Source organism: Flagellimonas sp., from assembly GCF_965601775.1.
Lineage (GTDB): Bacteria > Bacteroidota > Bacteroidia > Flavobacteriales > Flavobacteriaceae > Flagellimonas.
On sequence record NZ_OZ271837.1, the window covers coordinates 1,284,926 to 1,304,212 of the forward strand.

22 protein-coding genes and 1 other RNA gene are annotated in these 19,287 nt (G+C 40.3%); 11 read left to right on the forward strand and 12 right to left on the reverse strand.

What is annotated here, in order from left to right; all coding sequences use genetic code 11:
- Positions 1-26: 26 nt before the first annotated feature.
- Entirely contained in the window at positions 27-1,742 is a 1,716-nt protein-coding gene (dnaX, locus tag ACSLUF_RS06090) for a DNA polymerase III subunit gamma/tau (RefSeq protein WP_435625816.1), read from the reverse strand.
- 168 nt (positions 1,743-1,910) lie between these two features.
- Here dnaX and rnpB point away from each other — a divergent pair.
- Positions 1,911-2,204, forward strand: an RNA gene (gene rnpB, locus ACSLUF_RS06095) — RNase P RNA component class A.
- Here rnpB and ACSLUF_RS06100 read toward each other — a convergent pair.
- Positions 2,203-3,087: a LysR family transcriptional regulator gene (locus ACSLUF_RS06100; protein ID WP_435625222.1), complete on the reverse strand. Its 885-nt coding sequence runs from the start codon at positions 3,085-3,087 to the stop codon at positions 2,203-2,205. The genes rnpB and ACSLUF_RS06100 overlap by 2 nt on opposite strands.
- 80 nt (positions 3,088-3,167) lie before the next feature.
- Here ACSLUF_RS06100 and hutH point away from each other — a divergent pair, with 80 nt between their 5' ends.
- From hutH to hutG, 4 genes are read left to right on the forward strand one after another with little or no spacing between them, the layout of a single operon-like run.
- Positions 3,168-4,742, forward strand: coding sequence for a histidine ammonia-lyase (gene hutH / locus ACSLUF_RS06105; RefSeq protein WP_435625223.1), 1,575 nt, complete (start codon positions 3,168-3,170; stop codon positions 4,740-4,742).
- 1 nt (position 4,743) lies between these two features.
- Positions 4,744-5,979: an imidazolonepropionase gene (gene hutI / locus ACSLUF_RS06110; protein ID WP_435625224.1), complete on the forward strand. Its 1,236-nt coding sequence runs from the start codon at positions 4,744-4,746 to the stop codon at positions 5,977-5,979.
- Position 5,980: 1 nt separating this feature from the next.
- Positions 5,981-7,993 (forward strand): urocanate hydratase, encoded by a 2,013-nt coding sequence (locus ACSLUF_RS06115; protein WP_435625225.1) that lies wholly within the window; start codon positions 5,981-5,983, stop codon positions 7,991-7,993.
- Between the two features lies 1 nt (position 7,994).
- The gene (hutG, locus tag ACSLUF_RS06120; RefSeq protein WP_435625226.1) at positions 7,995-8,966 is read left to right on the forward strand and encodes a formimidoylglutamase; all 972 of its coding nucleotides are present in this window, start codon (positions 7,995-7,997) and stop codon (positions 8,964-8,966) included.
- A gap of 52 nt (positions 8,967-9,018) precedes the next feature.
- On the opposite strand, the gene ACSLUF_RS06125 is transcribed toward hutG, so the two are convergent.
- Positions 9,019-9,405, reverse strand: coding sequence for a hypothetical protein (locus tag ACSLUF_RS06125; RefSeq protein ID WP_435625227.1), 387 nt, complete (start codon positions 9,403-9,405; stop codon positions 9,019-9,021).
- A 5-nt stretch (positions 9,406-9,410) separates the two neighbouring features.
- The gene (locus ACSLUF_RS06130) at positions 9,411-9,983 is read right to left on the reverse strand and encodes an RNA polymerase sigma factor (protein ID WP_435625228.1); all 573 of its coding nucleotides are present in this window, start codon (positions 9,981-9,983) and stop codon (positions 9,411-9,413) included.
- A 132-nt stretch (positions 9,984-10,115) separates the two neighbouring features.
- Here ACSLUF_RS06130 and ACSLUF_RS06135 point away from each other — a divergent pair, with 132 nt between their 5' ends.
- On the forward strand, positions 10,116-10,469 hold the full coding sequence (locus tag ACSLUF_RS06135) for a DUF6249 domain-containing protein (RefSeq protein ID WP_435625229.1): 354 nt from the start codon (positions 10,116-10,118) through the stop codon (positions 10,467-10,469).
- 57 nt (positions 10,470-10,526) lie between these two features.
- Here the strand turns inward: ACSLUF_RS06135 and ACSLUF_RS06140 are convergent, their stop codons facing one another.
- The 3 genes from ACSLUF_RS06140 to ACSLUF_RS06150 are packed head-to-tail and all read right to left on the reverse strand — an operon-like array spanning position 10,527 to position 12,515.
- Positions 10,527-11,066: an RsmD family RNA methyltransferase gene (locus ACSLUF_RS06140; RefSeq protein WP_435625230.1), complete on the reverse strand. Its 540-nt coding sequence runs from the start codon at positions 11,064-11,066 to the stop codon at positions 10,527-10,529.
- Positions 11,066-11,887: a DUF3822 family protein gene (locus ACSLUF_RS06145; protein ID WP_435625231.1), complete on the reverse strand. Its 822-nt coding sequence runs from the start codon at positions 11,885-11,887 to the stop codon at positions 11,066-11,068. The genes ACSLUF_RS06140 and ACSLUF_RS06145 overlap by 1 nt, the downstream gene beginning before the upstream one ends.
- The gene (locus tag ACSLUF_RS06150; RefSeq protein WP_435625817.1) at positions 11,868-12,515 is read right to left on the reverse strand and encodes a hypothetical protein; all 648 of its coding nucleotides are present in this window, start codon (positions 12,513-12,515) and stop codon (positions 11,868-11,870) included. The genes ACSLUF_RS06145 and ACSLUF_RS06150 overlap by 20 nt, the downstream gene beginning before the upstream one ends.
- A gap of 202 nt (positions 12,516-12,717) precedes the next feature.
- On the opposite strand from ACSLUF_RS06150, the gene ACSLUF_RS06155 reads away from it, so the two are divergent.
- Genes ACSLUF_RS06155 through ACSLUF_RS06175 form a run of 5 tightly spaced genes read left to right on the forward strand, consistent with a single transcriptional unit; the run spans position 12,718 to position 16,718 of the window.
- Positions 12,718-14,142 (forward strand): ATP-dependent DNA helicase, encoded by a 1,425-nt coding sequence (locus ACSLUF_RS06155; RefSeq protein WP_435625818.1) that lies wholly within the window; start codon positions 12,718-12,720, stop codon positions 14,140-14,142.
- Positions 14,143-14,172: 30 nt separating this feature from the next.
- Positions 14,173-14,748: a DUF4126 domain-containing protein gene (locus ACSLUF_RS06160; protein ID WP_435625819.1), complete on the forward strand. Its 576-nt coding sequence runs from the start codon at positions 14,173-14,175 to the stop codon at positions 14,746-14,748.
- 14 nt (positions 14,749-14,762) lie between these two features.
- A complete protein-coding gene (gene kdsB / locus ACSLUF_RS06165) occupies positions 14,763-15,476 on the forward strand; it encodes a 3-deoxy-manno-octulosonate cytidylyltransferase (protein WP_435625820.1) in 714 nt (237 codons plus the stop codon).
- Positions 15,467-16,174 (forward strand): HAD family hydrolase, encoded by a 708-nt coding sequence (locus tag ACSLUF_RS06170; protein ID WP_435625232.1) that lies wholly within the window; start codon positions 15,467-15,469, stop codon positions 16,172-16,174. Before kdsB ends, ACSLUF_RS06170 begins: the two co-directional genes overlap by 10 nt.
- Positions 16,175-16,226: 52 nt before the next feature.
- Positions 16,227-16,718 (forward strand): 1-acyl-sn-glycerol-3-phosphate acyltransferase, encoded by a 492-nt coding sequence (locus ACSLUF_RS06175; RefSeq protein WP_435625233.1) that lies wholly within the window; start codon positions 16,227-16,229, stop codon positions 16,716-16,718.
- On the opposite strand, the gene ACSLUF_RS06180 is transcribed toward ACSLUF_RS06175, so the two are convergent.
- From ACSLUF_RS06180 to ACSLUF_RS06200, 5 genes are all read right to left on the reverse strand, one after another.
- On the reverse strand, positions 16,715-17,209 hold the full coding sequence (locus ACSLUF_RS06180; RefSeq protein WP_435625234.1) for a hypothetical protein: 495 nt from the start codon (positions 17,207-17,209) through the stop codon (positions 16,715-16,717). The two genes, ACSLUF_RS06175 and ACSLUF_RS06180, sit on opposite strands and share 4 nt — an antisense overlap.
- A gap of 219 nt (positions 17,210-17,428) precedes the next feature.
- On the reverse strand, positions 17,429-17,896 hold the full coding sequence (locus tag ACSLUF_RS06185; RefSeq protein ID WP_435625235.1) for a hypothetical protein: 468 nt from the start codon (positions 17,894-17,896) through the stop codon (positions 17,429-17,431).
- Between the two features lie 99 nt (positions 17,897-17,995).
- Positions 17,996-18,706, reverse strand: a complete 711-nt coding sequence (locus tag ACSLUF_RS06190; RefSeq protein ID WP_435625236.1) for a YebC/PmpR family DNA-binding transcriptional regulator — start codon at positions 18,704-18,706, stop codon at positions 17,996-17,998.
- Between the two features lie 74 nt (positions 18,707-18,780).
- On the reverse strand, positions 18,781-19,065 hold the full coding sequence (locus tag ACSLUF_RS06195) for a 4a-hydroxytetrahydrobiopterin dehydratase (protein WP_435625237.1): 285 nt from the start codon (positions 19,063-19,065) through the stop codon (positions 18,781-18,783).
- Positions 19,038-19,253 carry a hypothetical protein gene (locus ACSLUF_RS06200; RefSeq protein WP_435625238.1) on the reverse strand — a complete coding sequence of 72 codons (216 nt, stop codon included), beginning with the start codon at positions 19,251-19,253 and terminating at the stop codon, positions 19,038-19,040. The genes ACSLUF_RS06195 and ACSLUF_RS06200 overlap by 28 nt, the downstream gene beginning before the upstream one ends.
- Positions 19,254-19,287: the final 34 nt, after the last annotated feature.

Below are 19,287 nucleotides of genomic sequence, written 5' to 3' on the forward strand. Positions count from 1 at the left end.
AATAAGGAAGGTACTTTGGGTAAAAACTAGAAATCCAAATCAAACTCCTTGCGCAATAGGTCGATTGCCGGATTTTTTTCCCTTAGTTTCTGATATTTTTCCTCCGGAGTAAAGGCATATTTTTTGGCGACCTCCTCATTCACGGAAATATGTAGGCTAACGGAATAATTATTCAGTTTTAGCTTTAGAAAATCCAAAAGAGGGCCTTGTTCCCGTTCCACTTCTTTTTTCATAGTGTGGTTGGGAAGTTCAATCCAAATCGTATGGGTGTCCTTTAGTTTGGGCACATCCATTTGAAGATTACTGGCCAATATTTTTCTTCCATTACCTTCCAACTGTTTCACGTAGGCCTCCCATTGGTTTTGCATCTCAACCTCGGTAAAAGAATCATGTGGTAAATCCTCTTCAGCAATATTGGGATTCCTTGAGTTGGTATGCTCCTTTTTGGTTTTGATACTGGATAGCGACAGCCCAGAAACCCGATTTCCACTGGTTTTTAAGTCAATTTTCTTTATGGGTGGAGCCCCAGGTGTAGGGATAACCTCTTCTTTTTCTTGTTGAAGTGGGTTATTGGAATCAACCTCCTTGCTTTCAACAGTTTGGATGCTATCGCCCGAGAGCTCTTTTGCCGGAATATGCCTAAAATGCGTTGCGGGAATTATGAAATCAGCGTTTTTTTTTTCACCATCAAAGGTGATGGAGGCCAATTGCATTAAGGTAAGTTCAACCAATAAGCGCTGATTTTTACTGGTTTTATACTTAAGATCGCATGCATTGGCTATATCCAAAGCTTTAAGCAAAAAGTCTTTGGTGGTTTGGACCGCTTGCTCCTTGTACTTTTCTTTTACATCTTCTCCAACTTCCAAAAGGGCTAGGGTTTCTGGGTGTTGACAAACCATGAGGTCCCTGAAATGCGTGGCAAGTCCCGTAATGAAATGATGTCCGTCAAAACCCAAGGAAAGGGTTTTATTAAACAGAATCAAAAGTTGGGGTATGTTGTTTTCTAAAATTAACTGGGTTGTGGAGAAGTAGGTGTCGTAGTCTAACACATTTAAATTCTCAGTTACGGCCTTTCGGGTCAGATTTTTTCCAGAAAAACTTACCACCCTATCAAAGATGGATAAGGCATCCCGCATGGCACCATCAGCTTTTTGGGCGATGATGTGCAAAGCACTTTCCTCAGCTTCAATACCTTGTTGCTCGGCAATATATTTTAAATACTCTGCAGCGTCTTTTACAGTGATTCGTTTAAAATCAAAGATTTGGCAGCGTGAAAGTATAGTTGGTATAATTTTGTGCTTTTCGGTAGTAGCCAAAATAAAAATGGCATGTTTTGGAGGTTCTTCCAAGGTCTTTAAAAAAGCATTGAATGCAGATTGGGACAACATATGAACCTCGTCAATGATATAGACCTTGTATTTCCCCACCTGAGGAGGAATCCGAACCTGGTCAATAAGACTCCGGATATCATCTACGGAGTTGTTGGATGCGGCATCCAATTCAAAAATGTTGAAGGCAAAATCCTCATCCTCCCCTTCGGTACCGTCTTGGTTTATCTTTTTTGCCAAAATGCGGGCACAAGTAGTTTTACCCACACCACGTGGTCCACAGAACAACAAAGCTTGGGCGAGGTGGTTGTTCTCAATAGCATTGAGCAGAGTATTGGTAATAGCCTGTTGCCCAACGACGTCTTTGAACGTCTGTGGTCGGTATTTCCGTGCTGATACTACAAAAGGCTCCAATTCGAAAAAGGTTATAGAATAACAAATATAAAAATAGCGAATAGCAAAGCGCTTTTGGAAGGCACTCACAAATTAATTTTTATTAACAATTCGATTACCTTTGCGCTTGCAGGCCACCTTATCGCCGTGTGCCGAACTGGTTTCGGCATCTTTTTGAATCTGGTAGATAGATTCATGAAGATCCTGAATCAAGTTCAGGACAAGGAGGAAAGTCCGGACACCATAGTGCAACATAGCGGATAACATCCGTCCGTTGAAAGACGAGGACCAGTGCAACAGAAAGCAAGTACAGTTCGGCTGTAGTGAAATCAGGTAAACTCTATGTGGTGCAACGCCATGTAAACCAGTGTTTGAGGGTAGCACGCCCGAATTGGAGGGTAGGCGGTTTGAACCCCTGGGTAACTTGGGGTCTAGATAAATGATAGGGCTCGACAGAATCCGGCTTATGGCCTGCTTTTTCTTATTTCAACAATAGTTTCATACAATTTTCCAGAACCGGATTTCTATTGTCTTCTTTCCAAATCATGGATAAAATGGCACGCTGTTTAATTTTTTGAAGTTCGATGAATTTGACTTTCATTTTGAAACCAATCTGCAAAGCAGTGGGAACTATGGCAATCCCAAGTTTGTTCTCGACCAGTTTGAATATGGTCTGTGCGTGCACCGATTTATGGGATACCTTTGGTCGGAATCCACCATCTTCACAGATACTGATTACAGTGTTGTAATATAACGGACTATAATCTTTTGAAAACAAGATAAAATCTTCTTGAGCTAGTTGCGAAATGTCTTTAAATGAGTGTTCATCCAGAGGATGGTCTTGCGGTAAAACCAATGAAAATGTATCCTCATATACCGGTTTTATCTGAAGCCCTTTGGGCACCCTAGATAAACGTACAAATCCTAAATCCAGAAGATCGTGTTGAATGGCATGTAATTGGGCACGGTTTGAAAGCTCTTCAAGGGTCGTGTGCACAAGTGGAAACTCGCGTTGCAGGTCCAATAACAAATTGGGAACTACATTTTGCATTGCAGACCCTAAAAAACCTATTCGAATTTCCCCTAGATGGCCTTTTCCAATTAACTTAAGCTGTTTATTGGTTTGATTCAAATGATTCAGGATAAATTCTACTTCCCCTTTTAGGTATAACCCAGCTGGAGTCAATTGTACCTTTTTCTTATTGCGTACAAAAAGTGGGGTTTCCAATAAGTTTTCCAACTGCTTTATTTGGGTGCTTAATCCAGGTTGGGATATGAATAGTTTTTCAGCAGCTTTTCTAAAATGCAATTCCTCGGCCACCGCTAGAAAATAGATATAGTGCCTTAATTCTATTTGATAATTCATAGTTATTAATTAATCAAAAATAAGTATTTCTAATTATTAAAATATCACACTACCTTTAATCTTTAAAAGCTTCTATGCATATGTTTTCCCATACTTTTTTATACGGTGAAGATTATCTAACAGCAAGCATTGCCATAGGTATTGCCCAGGGTACCACAAAAGCTGAATTCTCGAAATCATGTCTGGAAAAAGTTAGGGGAAGTTCCCAAATAGTTGGTGAAATAGTTGATAAAGGAGACACCGTATATGGCATCAATACGGGATTTGGGCCACTTTGCAATACTAGAATTTCAAAAGAGGATACGAAACTACTTCAATCGAATATCTTACAAAGTCACAGTGTGGGAGTGGGTAAGCCTATTTCCAAAATGCTATCCAAAATCATGTTGATTCTTAAAATCCATGCACTATCCAAAGGATATTCTGGAATACAGGAAACGACATTGAAGCGCATGCAGTGGCATTTGGAAAATGATGCAATACCGATTGTTCCATCACAAGGTTCGGTAGGTGCTTCTGGGGATTTGGCTCCACTGTCACATCTGTTTCTACCTTTAATTGGTTTGGGCAAAGTGGAGTACCAAGGTAGAACCATCTCAGCTCGGCAACTGTTCTCAGAAACCAAATTGAGACCCTTGGAACTTGGTCCGAAAGAAGGTTTAGCCTTAATCAATGGGACCCAATTCATAGCGGCACATGCAGTTTTGGTGGTACAAAAAATGCAATATGCACTACGACATGCTGATATTATTGGAGCCATGATGTTAGAGGGGCTCCAGGGTTCCATGAAACCATTTCATGATAAATTACATGCCGTTCGTCCTTTTAAAGGAAACCAACATGTAGCAGGAAGAATACGTACCTTATTGCAGGGTTCTGAAATTCTTGAAGACCATATTGATTGTGAACGGGTACAAGACCCCTATTCTTTACGCTGCATACCACAAGTTCACGGAGCTTCGAGAAACGCTTGGCTTCATCTAAAAGAACTTTTGGAAACCGAGCTGAATTCGGTCACGGATAACCCGGTAATAATTGATGACAACCTTGTAATCAGTGGTGGGAATTTTCATGGCCAACCCTTGGCTATGGTCTTGGACTATGCTGCCTTGGCGGCCTCTGAATTGGGAAACATTTCGGATCGTAGAGTTTATCTCGCTCTTGAGGGCAATAGTCCAGGTGTTCCCAAATTGTTGATGGAAGATACAGGTATAAACTCCGGCTATATGATTTTACAATACACCTCGGCAGCTTTGGCCAGTGAAAATAAGACCTTGTGCTTTCCGGCAAGTGCGGATAGTATCCCTACTTCTTTGGGACAAGAAGATCATGTGAGCATGGGTTCCATAAGTGGAAGAAAGGCATTGCGAATCATAGAGAATGTAGAAAAGATACTTGCCATAGAACTATTGACAGCAGCTCAAGCTTTTGAATTTAGAAAGCCACTCAAATCCGGGGTTGTTCTGGATGAAATACATAAATTCATTAGAACTAAAGTTCCCTTTGCCGAAAATGACCGGGTATTCTCAGATGATATTGAAAAAGGGATACAAATGATAAAAGATGGGGAAATCATAGCTTTGGTGGAGGAGGTGATGAAATCTAAAGAGCTGGTATGGGATACTCCCTATCAAGAAGAATTTGAAAACTACTGAAATGAATCAGAACGTTTTAATAGGCCCATTTGTGCAACTCCTTCCAATGTCAGGATTACCCCTGAAAGGCCCCCTAAAGGATAGCCAACTTCCCATTATTTACAGTGGAGGAATTCTAGTTTCGGAAGGAAAGATTGCAAAAACAGGAACATTCGAGGATTTAATAATAGAAGCAAATCAAATACATAAAATCGATGGTGAGCAGGTTTGTTTGCCTGGATTTGTTGATTCGCATACCCATATTTGCTTTGGCGGGACAAGAGCTAGGGATTATGCACTTCGGAACGCAGGGGTATCATACTTGGAAATAGCCAAATCCGGAGGTGGTATTTGGGATACGGTAACCCAAACTCGAAAGGCAAGCCAATCGGAATTGGAAGTTGGAATTAGGGAAAGAGCTCAAATACACTTGCAAAACGGTACTACAACCCTTGAGGTGAAAAGTGGGTATGGTCTTTCGGTTCATGAGGAAGTCAAGATGCTCCGTGCCATCCAAAATGCCAATAAACAATTGGAAATTGATTTAATCCCAACCTGTTTGGCTGCCCATATGAAACCCAAAGATTGGAAAGGAGATAGTAGCTATCTGGATGAAATAATCTCAAAACTCTTTCCCATTTTGAAGTCTGAAAATTTAACCAATCGTGTGGATGCCTTTGTTGAAGAAAGTGCATTTGCTCCTTCAGAAGTTGAGTCCTACTTTCAAGAAGCGCAAAAATTTGGATTCGATATCACGGTGCATGCCGACCAGTTTAACCCTGGTGGAAGCGAAGTGGCCATAAAGTTCAATGCCGTTAGTGCAGATCATCTAGAAGCTAGCACCGAGAAAGAAATCAATTTACTCGCCCAAAGTGATGTGATTGCAACCGCTCTACCTGGAGCTTCCCTCGGTTTGGGATGTGAATTCACACCAGCTCGGAAGCTATTGGATGCAGGTTGCGCTTTAGCCATTGCTAGTGATCATAATCCCGGTTCTGCTCCTATGGGGGATTTACTTACCCAAGCCAGTATTTTGGGGGCTTTTGAGAAACTCTCGAATGCAGAGGTACTGGGCGGAATCACTTTTAGGGCCAGTGCAGCTTTAAATCTGAAGGACCGAGGTGTTCTTTCCCCCAATTATATTGCTGATTTTGCGACTTTTCGTACAAATGATTATCGAGAGATTACTTATCATCAAGGACAATTAAAACCCTCCTCTGTTTGGAAAAAGGGCCAACAGGTATTTGAAAGCAAATAATATGGCATCAAAAGATTTTAAATCACAAATACTACAGGGAATCCCGAATCAACTTCCACCACCTCGAGCCTATCCTAAGAGTGGTAATCCTGCTCCCAAACGCAAGGATATTCTTTCTATTGAGGAAAAAAAGCTGGCCATTAGAAATGCCCTACGCTATTTTCCAAAAGGATGGCATGCAGAATTGGCACGAGAATTTGCATCGGAACTGCAAACCTATGGACGAATTTATATGCACCGGTTTAAACCAGAGTATGATATATACGCGCGTCCTATTGATGAATATCCGGCAAAGTCCAGGCAAGCTGCTGCCATTATGCTCATGATTCAAAACAATTTGGACCCAGTTGTGGCCCAGCATCCAGAGGAGTTAATTACCTATGGAGGCAACGGAGCTGTGTTTCAAAATTGGGCCCAATATCTTTTGACCCTTAAGTATTTGGCTGAAATGACCGATGAACAAACTTTGCACATGTATTCGGGACACCCAATGGGGTTATTTCCTTCATCGGCTGACGCTCCAAGGGTTGTTGTTACCAATGGCATGATGGTACCTAATTATTCACAACCCGATGATTGGGAAAAATTTAATGCTTTGGGAGTCACCCAGTATGGACAAATGACAGCAGGTTCTTATATGTACATTGGCCCTCAAGGCATTGTCCACGGTACTGCAATAACTGTGATGAATGCTTTTAGAAAGGTATTGAATAAAGCAGATTCCCCTAAAGGGAAGGTGTTTTTGACAGCTGGTTTGGGTGGAATGAGTGGGGCACAACCCAAGGCTGGAAACATTGCCGAATGTATAACGGTATGTGCGGAAGTCAATCCGGAAGCCGCCCTAAAAAGACACGAACAAGGTTGGGTAGATGAAGTATGGAAGAATATTTCTGATTTGACGACAAGAACCAAGAAAGCCATTGCAGACAATGAAGTTGTTTCCTTAGCCTACATTGGAAATGTAGTGGAGGTTTGGGAACGATTTTACGAGGAGGGCATATTTGTTCATCTAGGTTCTGACCAGACTTCTTTACACAATCCATGGGCAGGAGGATATTATCCTAATGGGCTCTCATTCGAGGAAGCAAATAGGATGATGGCTGAAAATCCAGCAGCATTTAAGGAAAAAGTGCAGGAATCGCTACGAAGACAGATAAATGCGATAAACAAGCATACGGCTCGAGGCACTTACTTTTTTGATTATGGCAATGCATTTCTATTGGAGGTTTCGAGGGCAGGAGGTGATGTCATGGCCAAAAATCAAATTGATTTTAGGTATCCTTCCTATGTGCAAGATATCCTTGGGCCCATGTGTTTTGACTATGGCTTTGGCCCATTTCGATGGGTTTGTACTTCCGGAGATCCCAAAGATTTGGAAAAGACGGATAATATTGCCCTTCGCATTATGAGAGCGATAAAGGAAAATGCCCCTCGGGAGATTCAGCAACAGATGCAGGACAATATTAAATGGATTGAAGAGGCAGGACAAAATAAATTGGTAGTAGGGTCCCAAGCTCGAATTTTGTATGCAGACGCTGAAGGGCGGTCCAAAATTGCGGATGCGTTCAATGCTGCTATTGCTTCGGGTGAAATTAGCGCTCCTGTAGTATTGGGTAGAGATCATCATGATGTTAGCGGTACAGACTCTCCCTTTAGGGAGACCAGTAATATTTATGACGGAAGTAAGTTTACTGCGGATATGGCCATTCACAACGTAATAGGGGATAGTTTTAGGGGGGCAACTTGGGTTTCTATCCACAATGGAGGAGGTGTTGGATGGGGAGAGGTTATGAATGGTGGTTTCGGTCTGGTATTGGATGGTTCCACGGAAGCCTCCAATCGTTTAAAAAATATGCTGTTCTACGATGTGAACAATGGAATTTCACGAAGAAGCTGGGCCAGAAATGAAGAAGCACTTTTTGCGATTAAACGGGAAATGAAAAGAACACCTAACTTGAAGGTGACCTTGCCCCATTTGGTGGAAACCGATATTTTGAACCATCTTTTTGAATAGAATGAAAAATTATAAGGAACCAAGCACGGAAAATTGGAAAGGGCGTACCAGCAATGATGCCTTATACCTCCATGAAATGGTCGAATGTGTTCCTTTTAATGAAAATTTCAAACCCAAGGGAAAGTCAATAACCTTACTTGGTTACGCTAGCCATGAGGGAGTGAAAAGAAACCAGGGCAGGACGGGCGCCAAGGACGGACCCAATGCCATTCGTAGAAGTTTAGGGAAGATGCCCAATCACTTACCTGATGAGGTAAAGCTTTATGATTTAGGTAATATAACCTGTCAAAAAAGGGACATGGAAGCTGCTCAACAGTCCCTTGCCAAAGTGGTTTCCTCGGTATTGCAGCAAAAACAGTTTCCTATTGTACTTGGTGGGGGACATGATATGGCCTATGGACACTTTCACGGTATCAAGTCACACCTCGATTCAAAGCAAAAACATCCAAAAATCGGAATCATCAACTTTGATGCACATTTTGATTTACGGCAAAACGAGAATGGGAACAATTCGGGGACTCCTTTTTATCAAATCGCTAAGGAATGTGAAGCAAAAAATGAGATTTTCCATTATTTATGTATGGGTGTTCGGAAAGATGCCAATGACCGTTTACTCTTTCAGACGGCGAAGGACTTGAACGTGACCTATGTACTTTCTGACACCTTTAGAATACAGTTTTTAGAAGAAATTAATACCTGGATTCATGCTTTTGCAAAATCAGTGGACCACATTTATGTGACTATAGATTTGGACGGTTTTTCATCCGCATATGCCCCTGGAGTAAGTGCCCCTTCTCCTATGGGTTTTACACCACAAATTGTTTTGGAATGTCTAAAAACCATTGTTTCAACAAGAAAAATGATAAGCTTGGATATCGCCGAGATGAACCCCAAATATGATATTGATGGGATCACTGGAAAACTTGCTGCTTCATTAATCCATCATGTCATCCATACCATATATGAAGCATAGATTGTTTCTTCCCTAGGTAATCTAACTTTAATTTTGAAACAAACTGAAATCTTTAGAAGGTTCTTTCCCTGTTGGTCATTTTGATGAGAAACGGGATTTGGAACAAGAATAGCCCGAGCAAAGCTATCCCCATGACCATGGTTTTTGGGATTTTGAGTTCTTGAAAGAGGTTTTGGGCAAACTCCAATCGATATGAAAAAATGGTATCAAAAACAGTTGAACCTTCCTCTGGATAGAAAACAAGTACCCCTAAGGATACGATAAAGACAAATGCAAGAAGCATCCACCCTTTTTTCCCAATAAGCGGAGAAGTGGATTTAGCTTGTATTTCTATAGCATCCATCACGTTGCTCAAGAAATTTGGTGATGGTTCTTCCAAACCGACTTGGTCCAGTGCCTTTCTCAAGACTTTTTCCTGTTCTTCAGATAACTTTTCCATAATTTCTATCTCTTTTCGTTGACTATAGGAAGCGGCTGCAGTAAATCATACAACTTTTTCCTGCTTCGGTGTAATTTTACCTTGACATTATCTTCTGTCAAATGGGTAATCTTACCTATTTCTTTAATGCTCAGTTCCTCAAAATAAAACAAGGTCACAATGCCCGCTTCACTTTCAGAAAGTTGACCAATACATCTTTTGATGTACTCCTTTTGCTCCAAATTCTCCAACCTTTCGAGAGGGCCTTCGGTTAAAGTTAACTTACTTTCTGTTATTTCCTCCAACAACTCATTCGTCTTTTGTCTTTTTTTGTTTTTTCTGATATGGTCCAAAGTGGTCCTGTATGCAATGCGATACAACCAGGTGGTAAATTTGGATTCCCCTTTAAAGTCCTTTAACGACCGATATGCTTTGATAAAAACATCTTGGGCTATTTCCTCCGCATCTTCCTTGGTTTTTATCATGCGTACCACCAAGGTAAATACATAGGCCTGGTGCCTATTCACCAAATTGGCGAACGCATTGGCATCCCCTTTCAAGGTGCATTGTATTAAATATTGGTCGGTATTTTCAGTCATTTTTCAACCATAAGACGTAAGCAATAAGGAATTGGTTACACAAAATTATTTTTTTTGGGATGTGTAACCTGATTGGAAAAGTTTACGTCCTAAGAGCAAATAGAAATTTTAAAACCATAAAAACTTTGGATCATGGATAATTCAGAAATCATTATCATTCCCGTTATGTTCGGGGTTATTTTCGGAATTTTTTACCTCTACATTTCCGCACGGAATAAAGAAAGACTAGCCTTAATTGACAAAGGAGCCGATGCCTCCATATTTTATGGAAAAAGCTCTCGGATTACCCCAATCTGGAAGGTCATAGTTATCAACTTGGCTACCCTAATGATGGGGATTGGTTTGGGTATTTTTACAGCGGGGATTCTTATGTCCTTGGGCATGGATGAAGACATTGTTGGTCCAGGTGCCGGTTTTTTCATGGCGGGTGCTGGCTTATTGGCCGGTTTTTTTGTTACCAAGAAAATGACCGAAGCGAAGGATTAATTGTAAAAACGAACGGAAATGATAGACCTTTCAATTTTTTTTTGGAGGGTCTTTTTTTTAATCCTTTTGGAAAAAACTGAATATACTTCCGCCATATTTTCGTGAATCGCTGAAGTAGTCCAGTTGGCTTAAGTCGGTCTTATCGCTATGTTCAAGAACTAGAATTCCATCTTCAAGAAGCAATTCATTTTTAAAAACCAATAAAACAATCTTTTTAAACTGGTCGAGGTGAAGGTTGTAGGGAGGGTCGGCAAAAACAATATCAACCTTATCCCTGATTTTTTCCAAAAACTTAAATACATCTGACTTTACGGTTCGGATTGGAAAATTCAGCTCTTTTGCTGTTTTGGAAATAAACTGCACACAACCGGCATACGAATCAACAGCCACAATGGATTTACTGCCTCGCGATGCAAATTCAAATGAGATATTTCCCGTACCGGAGAACAAATCCAGAACTTTTAACTCATCAATATCATAGCGATTGTTTAGAATATTGAATAACCCTTCCTTGGCCATATCCGTAGTGGGTCTCACGGGAAGTTTTTTTGGTGCAATAAGTCGCTTGCCCTTATGGCTGCCTGATACAATGCGCATTAGAGCGAATTTAGAACACTAAAGTCAATGCTTTCCTCATTTGAAGGCTCTTGCCAATGAAAGTCATGGGGTGGAATGAAAACAGAAACATTTTTGATATATGTATGACAAAGTTGGAATAACTCGTCCTCTGCTTCAATTTGACCAAAAAGCCTCAACTGAACCTGTTCTCTATCCAAGCCTAATTGTTCCAAAGAAAAAAGGAGATAATATAAAAAGTCCTCCTTGGTGTTATATTCGAAGTAATTGTAGAATAGAAGCTTCTTTTCCGATACTACAACAAGTTCCATCTCTCGCTCGGCTATTTGCACATAACAGTAACTGCCTGTTGAGGAACTGGCATAGTCCAACAATGAAGAGACCAAAACCGAACCGTTGTGTTTAAAGGTAAATTCACCAAATAGGTCAAAAACGTAGTTGTTCACATTGGCATACGGAATGTATACATTAACCAAGTCGTGATTATCCAATTCATCAAAAACAACCAAGTCATTGGCCATCATCTTCGCGTTAAATTTAAGATAGTTGGGTAGTTCTTCTTTGTTGAAAAGTGGCTTGGGGACCATGCTAAAAAAACCATTTTTGTGGACTACCATAACCTCTTTGAATGAGGTGTTAGCTAGGTTTTGTGCGTTTAGTACGTCTTTTAATTCCTTAAGCAGCAGGTAAGGGGTAGATGTGGTTTTAAAGGGAATGTTTTCGTAAGCCAGGATTTTTTTGGAAATAGTATCCAGGGCACAAAAAGAAAGTCCATTCAAACCAACTTGAATGGACAGTTTCTTAAAATTATCTTCTATGGTATTATTCCCCTTTTCTGTCATAAATTGGGGGCCAATTTCCATTGGTGCTTACATCGGTAAGCGAACCAACTTTGATTTCGGTACCGTTTACTTCTTCCACACTCTGGTGTGCGTTTTCACGTCCAAGTAAATCCGCGGGTTGATCGTATAGCACAACGTCTTTCTTCACCTTGGCTTCAAACACAGGTGCTTTGTAACCACTTTTATCAATGATATCGGCCTTCATCTCAAACTTTTCATTGTTTTGGGCGAAAGGCACATCCATCATGCTTTGATAGCGACTGTCATTTTTGAAAAGTGAGTCTTTCACTTTTACAAATCCGAGGGTGTCGATGATAATGGTGTCTTTTTGAAGTTCAATTTGATAAACCTTATCAAATCGCATAAACGAGGAATCCCTTTGCTGGGTAATGGTATAACTTCCCGTATCCACAAATTTGATTAAACTGTTGAAATCGTTGGCAAACTTACCATTGACAGTTTTGTAGGCCTCTTGGGCATTTCTGATGTCTTTGAGTTTTGCAATTACTTGCGAAAATCTTTCTTTTCTTACTTTTTTGAACTCAATTGGTGCGTTGATGGAACCATAAATTTTGTATCCAAGAAAAAGACTTAGAAGTCCAAAAACGATAACCAAAATTGGCTTGATTTTCTGAGGCAAAAACTTGTCAATTAAGAAAACTAGGCCTACGGTCACTAGGCATATTAAAACAACTATAAGAATTAAGCTTAACATACTATTATTGTCTTTCTGAGTTAATTTAGCGGTTAAAGACAAATCTACAATTTTTTTTTTATCACGAAACCTTTTGCTTTAAAATTCAGGAGTATCTTTAGCCTTCATGAATCACATGGTACCTAACGATTTTCTTGCTGTACTCACGGAAAAATTTCCTTTTGATTTAACGCTCAAACAGGCTGTTGCCCTGGAAAAAATGGCCCATTTTGTACTGGATAAAAAAGAAGACAATATCTTCTTGCTAAAAGGTTTTGCAGGAACGGGAAAAACCACCATAATCAGTACCTTGGTTCCTAGTCTATGGAAGGTTAAGATGAGCGCAGTACTTATGGCTCCTACGGGTAGAGCTGCCAAGGTAATGACATCTTATTCAGGAAATAAAGCATTTACCATACACAAGAAAATCTACTTTCCGAAAAAGCAGACATCGGGAGGCATTCAGTTTGTTTTGGCACCCAATAAGCACAGAAATACCATTTTTATCGTAGACGAGGCATCCATGATTTCCGATACCCCAACAGATACCAAATTGTTTGAAAACGGTTCGTTGTTGGATGATTTGGTACAATTTGTATATGCTGGGCATAATTGTAGATTGATGTTGATTGGGGATACCGCCCAACTTCCCCCAGTAAAACTGGACATGAGCCCAGCTTTGGAGGAGAATCGCCTATCCATAAATTATAACAAAGAGGTTGAGAGTTTGGAGTTGGATGAGGTGATGAGACAGACTCAGGACTCCGGTATCTTATTCAACGCGACCAATTTAAGAGAACAACTGCAATCTGATTTTTTTGAAGATTTTAAGTTTGATTTGAGCGGATTCACAGATATCGTTAGGTTGATTGACGGGCATGAAATCCAAGAGGCTATAGATTCATCCTACAGGGAGCATGGCATGGAAGAAACTGCTATCGTGGTTCGTTCCAATAAGAGAGCCAATCTCTATAATAAGAACATAAGGGAACGCATCTTGTTTCTTGAGAATCAATTAGCGGTAGGCGACTATATGATGGTGGTTAAAAACAACTACTTTTGGCTCCGGCCTAATTCTGAGGCTGGATTCATTGCCAATGGAGACATTGTTGAGATTCTTGAGCTTTTTGGTATAAAGGAGATTTATGGTTTTACCTTCGCCGAGGTAAAGGTGAAAATGGTGGATTATCCGAATCAAAGACCTTTCGAGACCGTATTGCTTTTAGATACAATAGATGCTGAAACACCATCACTGCCTTATGAAGAGGGAAATCGTCTGTATCAAGAGGTTTCAAAGGATTTTGCGCATGAAAAGTCCAAATACAAGAAATTCCTGGGAGTGAAAAACAACAAATATTTCAATGCACTTCAGGTTAAGTTCTCCTATGCTATTACTTGTCACAAATCACAAGGTGGTCAATGGAACACCATTTTTGTGGAACAACCCTATCTCTCCAACGGAGTGGATAAAGACTATCTACGTTGGCTTTACACTGCTGTTACACGAGCCAAGGAAAAACTCTATCTCATAGGATTCAAAGACGATTTTTTTCTTGATTAGGAATAGCCTATTTTAGTCATTGACATGAATATGACACCCGACACGATTATTAGTATTTTCCTAGGGGTAGGCTTAGCAGCTTCAGTGGGTTTCAGGGTGTTTTTACCACTCTTCGCTTTGAGCTTGGCCGCCTATTTGGGAGCTTGGGAACTGAATGAAAGTTGGCAATGGATTGGTGGTTTACCGGCATTGATTGCTTTTGGGGTTGCTACCCTTGTGGAAATCTTTGGTTATTTCATTCCTTGGGTGGATAACGCTTTGGACAGTTTGGCCATTCCGTTAGCTGGTATTGCCGGAACGGCGGTAATGGTTTCTACCGTAGTCGACTTGGACCCGGTAGTAACTTGGTCTTTGGCAATAATAGCCGGAGGAGGTACCGCAACGGCAATAAAAGGAGCCAATGCTACTGGTAGATTGGCTTCTTCGTCTACAACAGGAGGCTTGGCGAATCCTGTCGTGTCGACAATTGAAACAGGAACTGCAGTCGCCGTATCCACTGCCTCTATATTGGCGCCTCCCATAGCGGCAATTTTGGTCATCGTAATTTTGGTCATCATCTTTAGGATTTACAGAAAATTGAGACCTCGAAAAAAACCTAATCCCTAGTGAAGATAATTTCAATGATTCCCGCGCGATATCAAGCGTCACGCTTCCCAGCGAAATTGATGCAGGATTTGGCTGGAAAACCAGTAATTGTGAGGACATACGAAGCTGCTTTGGCAACGCAGCTATTTGATGACGTTTATGTGGTAACGGACAGTGATATCATAGATGAAACCATTCGTAAGGCTGGCGGGAAGGTCATCCGAAGTAAGCAAAAACATGAAAGCGGAAGCGATAGAATTGCCGAGGCAGTCCAAGATATGGATGTGGACATTGTGGTTAATGTGCAGGGAGATGAGCCCTTTATTGAGAAAGAAAGTCTAGCTAAAGTCATTCAGGTTTTTCATGAAGATGACGACACCGAGATTGATTTGGCCTCAATCATGACCCCAATTGACGATTGGGAGGAAATATCCAATCCAAATGTAGTCAAGGTTATTGTGAACAAGGCCAACTTTGCATTGTATTTCTCCCGTTCCCCAATTCCTTATCCTAGAGCGGAAGAGGTGGATGTTGTCTACTACAAGCATAAGGGAATATATGCCTTCAGAAAACGGGCTTTACTGGATTTTCAAAAATTACCGATGCTTCAGTTGGAGGCCAAAGAAAAGATAGAGGCTATTCGGTTTTTGGAGTATGGCAAAAAAATAAAGATGGTGGAAACGGAGGTAAGTGGAATTGGCATTGACACACCTGAGGATTTGGATAAAGCAAGAAAAGCATGGGACTAGATTTTAAGGGAATACAGGTAATAGGCTTTGATGCGGATGATACCCTTTGGGTAAACGAAACCTATTTCCGAGAAACCGAAGAGCGTTTTGCGGAACTACTGGAGGGCTATGAAACCAAAAATAAGATTGACCAAGAACTCTTTAAGATGGAAATGGACAATCTTGAACTCTACGGGTATGGTGTTAAAGGTTTTATGCTTTCCATGATAGAATCCGCTTTGGATTTATCCAATCAAAGCATATCCCAGCAAACCATTGCCGAAATTATCAGTATCGGCAAAAAAATGATTTCACACCCGGTTGAACTTTTGGACGGAGTTGTTGAAGTATTGGAAAAATTGAAGGGTAAATACCGATTGATTGTACTCACAAAAGGAGATTTATTGGACCAAGAAAGAAAACTTGAAAAATCCGGGTTGTCCAAATACTTTCATCATGTGGAGGTGTTAAGCGATAAAAAAGAGCACAATTATAAAAACTTGTTGGACCATCTTAACATCAACGTAGACGAATTCCTAATGATTGGTAATTCTCTTAAATCTGATGTACTGCCTATACTCAATCTTGGTGCCAAGGCAATTCACATACCGTTTCACACCACTTGGGCACACGAGATGGTTTCGGAAGAAGAAGAACGAGTGAACAATCATTTAAAATTGAACAGCCTTCGGGATGTTCTGAAGTATTTAGAGCACTAAGGCCATGCAGGCATTTTCTCGATTTTTATATTTTAAAGTTTTTGGATGGAAAATGAATGGTACTTTTCCTGAGGTTGATAAATGCGTGGTTGCCGTAATTCCCCACACCCATTGGATGGATTTTTTTTTAGGGCTTGTCGTGCGCAGTGTCATTGGGAAAGAAATCAATTACATTGCAAAGAAAAGTCTGTTCAAACCCCCTATCGGATGGTTTCTGCGATGGACGGGAGGTGCTCCCGTGGACCGTTCAAAGAATTCAAATACCGTAGATAGTATAGCGGATTTATTTGAAGGACGAAAAGTATTTCGCTTTGCATTGGCACCCGAAGGAACGCGTAAAAAGGTAACCGAATTAAAATCAGGTTTTTATCACATCGCCAAAAAAGCCAAGGTCCCTATTGTTTTAGTAGCCTTTGATTTTGACAAAAAGGAAGTTAAATTTTCTCAACTATTTCATCCTTCGGATAGTAAAGAAGAAGACTTCATGAAAATCAAGGACTTTTTCAAAGGGGTACTGGGTAAAGTTCCAAAGTACAGTTTCTAGATTTTATTTGAAGGTTTGGGTTTGGGTTTCTCCACCTTGTTGGTATTGCCAGGAAAAACCAAAGTAGTACTGGAATACGTGGTTCCAAAAGTAAGAGCAGCAGCATAAACCTGTTGTATGGCATCTACCACTTGTGCTTCCGAAAGTTGTTGTAGCGGATGAGTGTAAACCGACCATAAAATCTCATCGCTCAAGGCGTATTTGACATCCAAAGCGGAATGGAAGTTGGCCACCAAGGCGTTTAACAACTCCTCTTCCTCAATTTCTTCGCGTTTAACAATAGGAGTTATGATTCGCATTCGGTTTGCATTTTCATCGTAAATACAAATCAGCATGGCTTCATTGTATACAAACTGATACGAATTACCACTTACCTTAACTGTATCTGCTTCCTGTTTTATAATATCGTAAAGCAAATCGGGGTCCATGTTTTGTGCAGAGGAGTAAAAAACAGTTCCAAAAAAGAAAAGAAGAAGAACGCTGATACGCATAGTGTATATTTTTAAATTGAGTCGGGATTTGACTTTAGAATTTACATTGTGTAGTTTCTAAATCAATAAGTTAATCCTTTTTTGACGGATTGAAATATGAAACATTCGAAAATGCGGGGCTTGCTCAAAACTTTTCGAATGGATTCAGATAATACGAGTAAACAAATAAATGTAATCTACATTAAAGCAGATTAGGATTTAGAATTTAGAAGTGCAATGCTATGCCCTTACAAAATCCAATTCTACTCTTGCGGGATCATCAGTGCCATCATCGTCCAAATCAAATTCAGTTTGACCATTTATGGAAAGGGTGGTTGCAGTGCTCTGGATGCCGAAAAACTCGGATTCACCAGGAGAATCATCAAATTCCACGACCAGTAGATCTTCATCAAAAGACATTTGTCCAGTACTTATCTCTGGGGTTTGCCCAGTCTGTGTAATGGTTAGGGTAAATCTTCCATTGGATTGAATTACAAGGGTTACGGTACCTCCTGCTGCCACAATATCAATTGCCATGGAAGTGCCTGTTCCGGCAATATCAAATTCTGCGCGGGTGGCATTCCAGCTCCCTTGAATGTCACTAATGGAAATCACTGATCCAGTAAGGTCATTTCCTTCATCCTCTTCGCATGCTTGCAAACAAATGAGTAATAATGTCAATCCCAAAATTTTAATTAAAGTTCTCATGATTATTGAATTTATTGGAAGACAATAAGTTACGAACTATATTGATTAAAAATAAAAGCTGGATGTTAAATTAAAAAGGGTGTGGAAAAAAGATAAATATTATTCCTTCATGGTATGGTACACGTTCTGTACATCATCATCCTCCTCAATCTTTTCCAAGAGTTTTTCAATATCCTCCACTTGTTCTTCGGAAAGCTCCTTGGTCACCTGCGGAATACGTTCAAAACCTGAAGATAGGATTTCAATTTTACGGCTTTCCAATTCTTTCTGAATGGCACCAAAACTTTCAAAAGAGGCGTAAATGAGAATGCCATCGTCATCTACAAAGACTTCTTCTGCCCCAAAATCTATCATTTCCAATTCCAATTCCTCTGGGTCTAGGCCTTCAGCGGCTACCCTGAAATTACAGGTATGGTCAAACATAAACTCCACAGAACCTGAGGTACCCAAACTTCCATTACACTTGTTAAAATAGCTTCGGATATTAGCAACTGTACGGGTGTTATTATCAGTTGCGGTTTCAATAAGAACTGCAATGCCATGAGGTCCGTAACCCTCAAAAAGGATTTCCTTAAAATCACCTAAGTTTTTATCGGAAGCCCGTTTTATGGCCCTGTCAATATTGTCCTTGGGCATATTAACGGCCTTGGCATTTTGAATTACCGCCCTAAGTTTGGAATTGGAATCGGGGTCAGGGCCTCCTTCTTTCACGGCTATAACGATTTCTTTACCAATTCGTGTAAAGGCTTTGGACATGGCCGCCCAGCGTTTCATCTTTCTCGCCTTTCTAAACTCAAACGCTCTTCCCATAGGTGAATTTTAATCTGAACAGGGGCAAATTTAACAAAAAATGACCCCTAGTCAAGGGTCTTGAATTTTGAAATTTAGGGATTGATAATGCTTTCAATGGTCTTGGCCAAATCAAAATCATATTGCGTAATACCTCCCGCATCATGTGTATTCAATTTGATGCTTAGCCGATTGTACACATTTTCCCATTCCGGGTGGTGGTTGGCTTTTTCGCATTCAAATGCAATATGGGTCATTGTGGAGAACGCTTCCTTGAAATCTGCGAACTGAAAGGTTTTTGCAATACTTCCATTTTCATAGGACCAGCCTTCCAGATTTTCCAAATGCGCTTCTATTTGTTGTACAGAGAGTTTTTCCATAGTGTAAATATTGTTGTTTTAAGATTCAATATGCTTTCAAAGTGTTCCCATAGAAAATTAAACAGAATAGCGACCAAATCAAACTCATCGAATTCATAATTGCCAAAAATGTATACTTCTTCACTCACTTTGGCCATTAATTGCCCTTTTGCAACAGCTTTAAGAGCCTTGTCCACATTTTTTTTCACCTAAGAAAGATTTAAAGTTATTTAGACCTTAGTT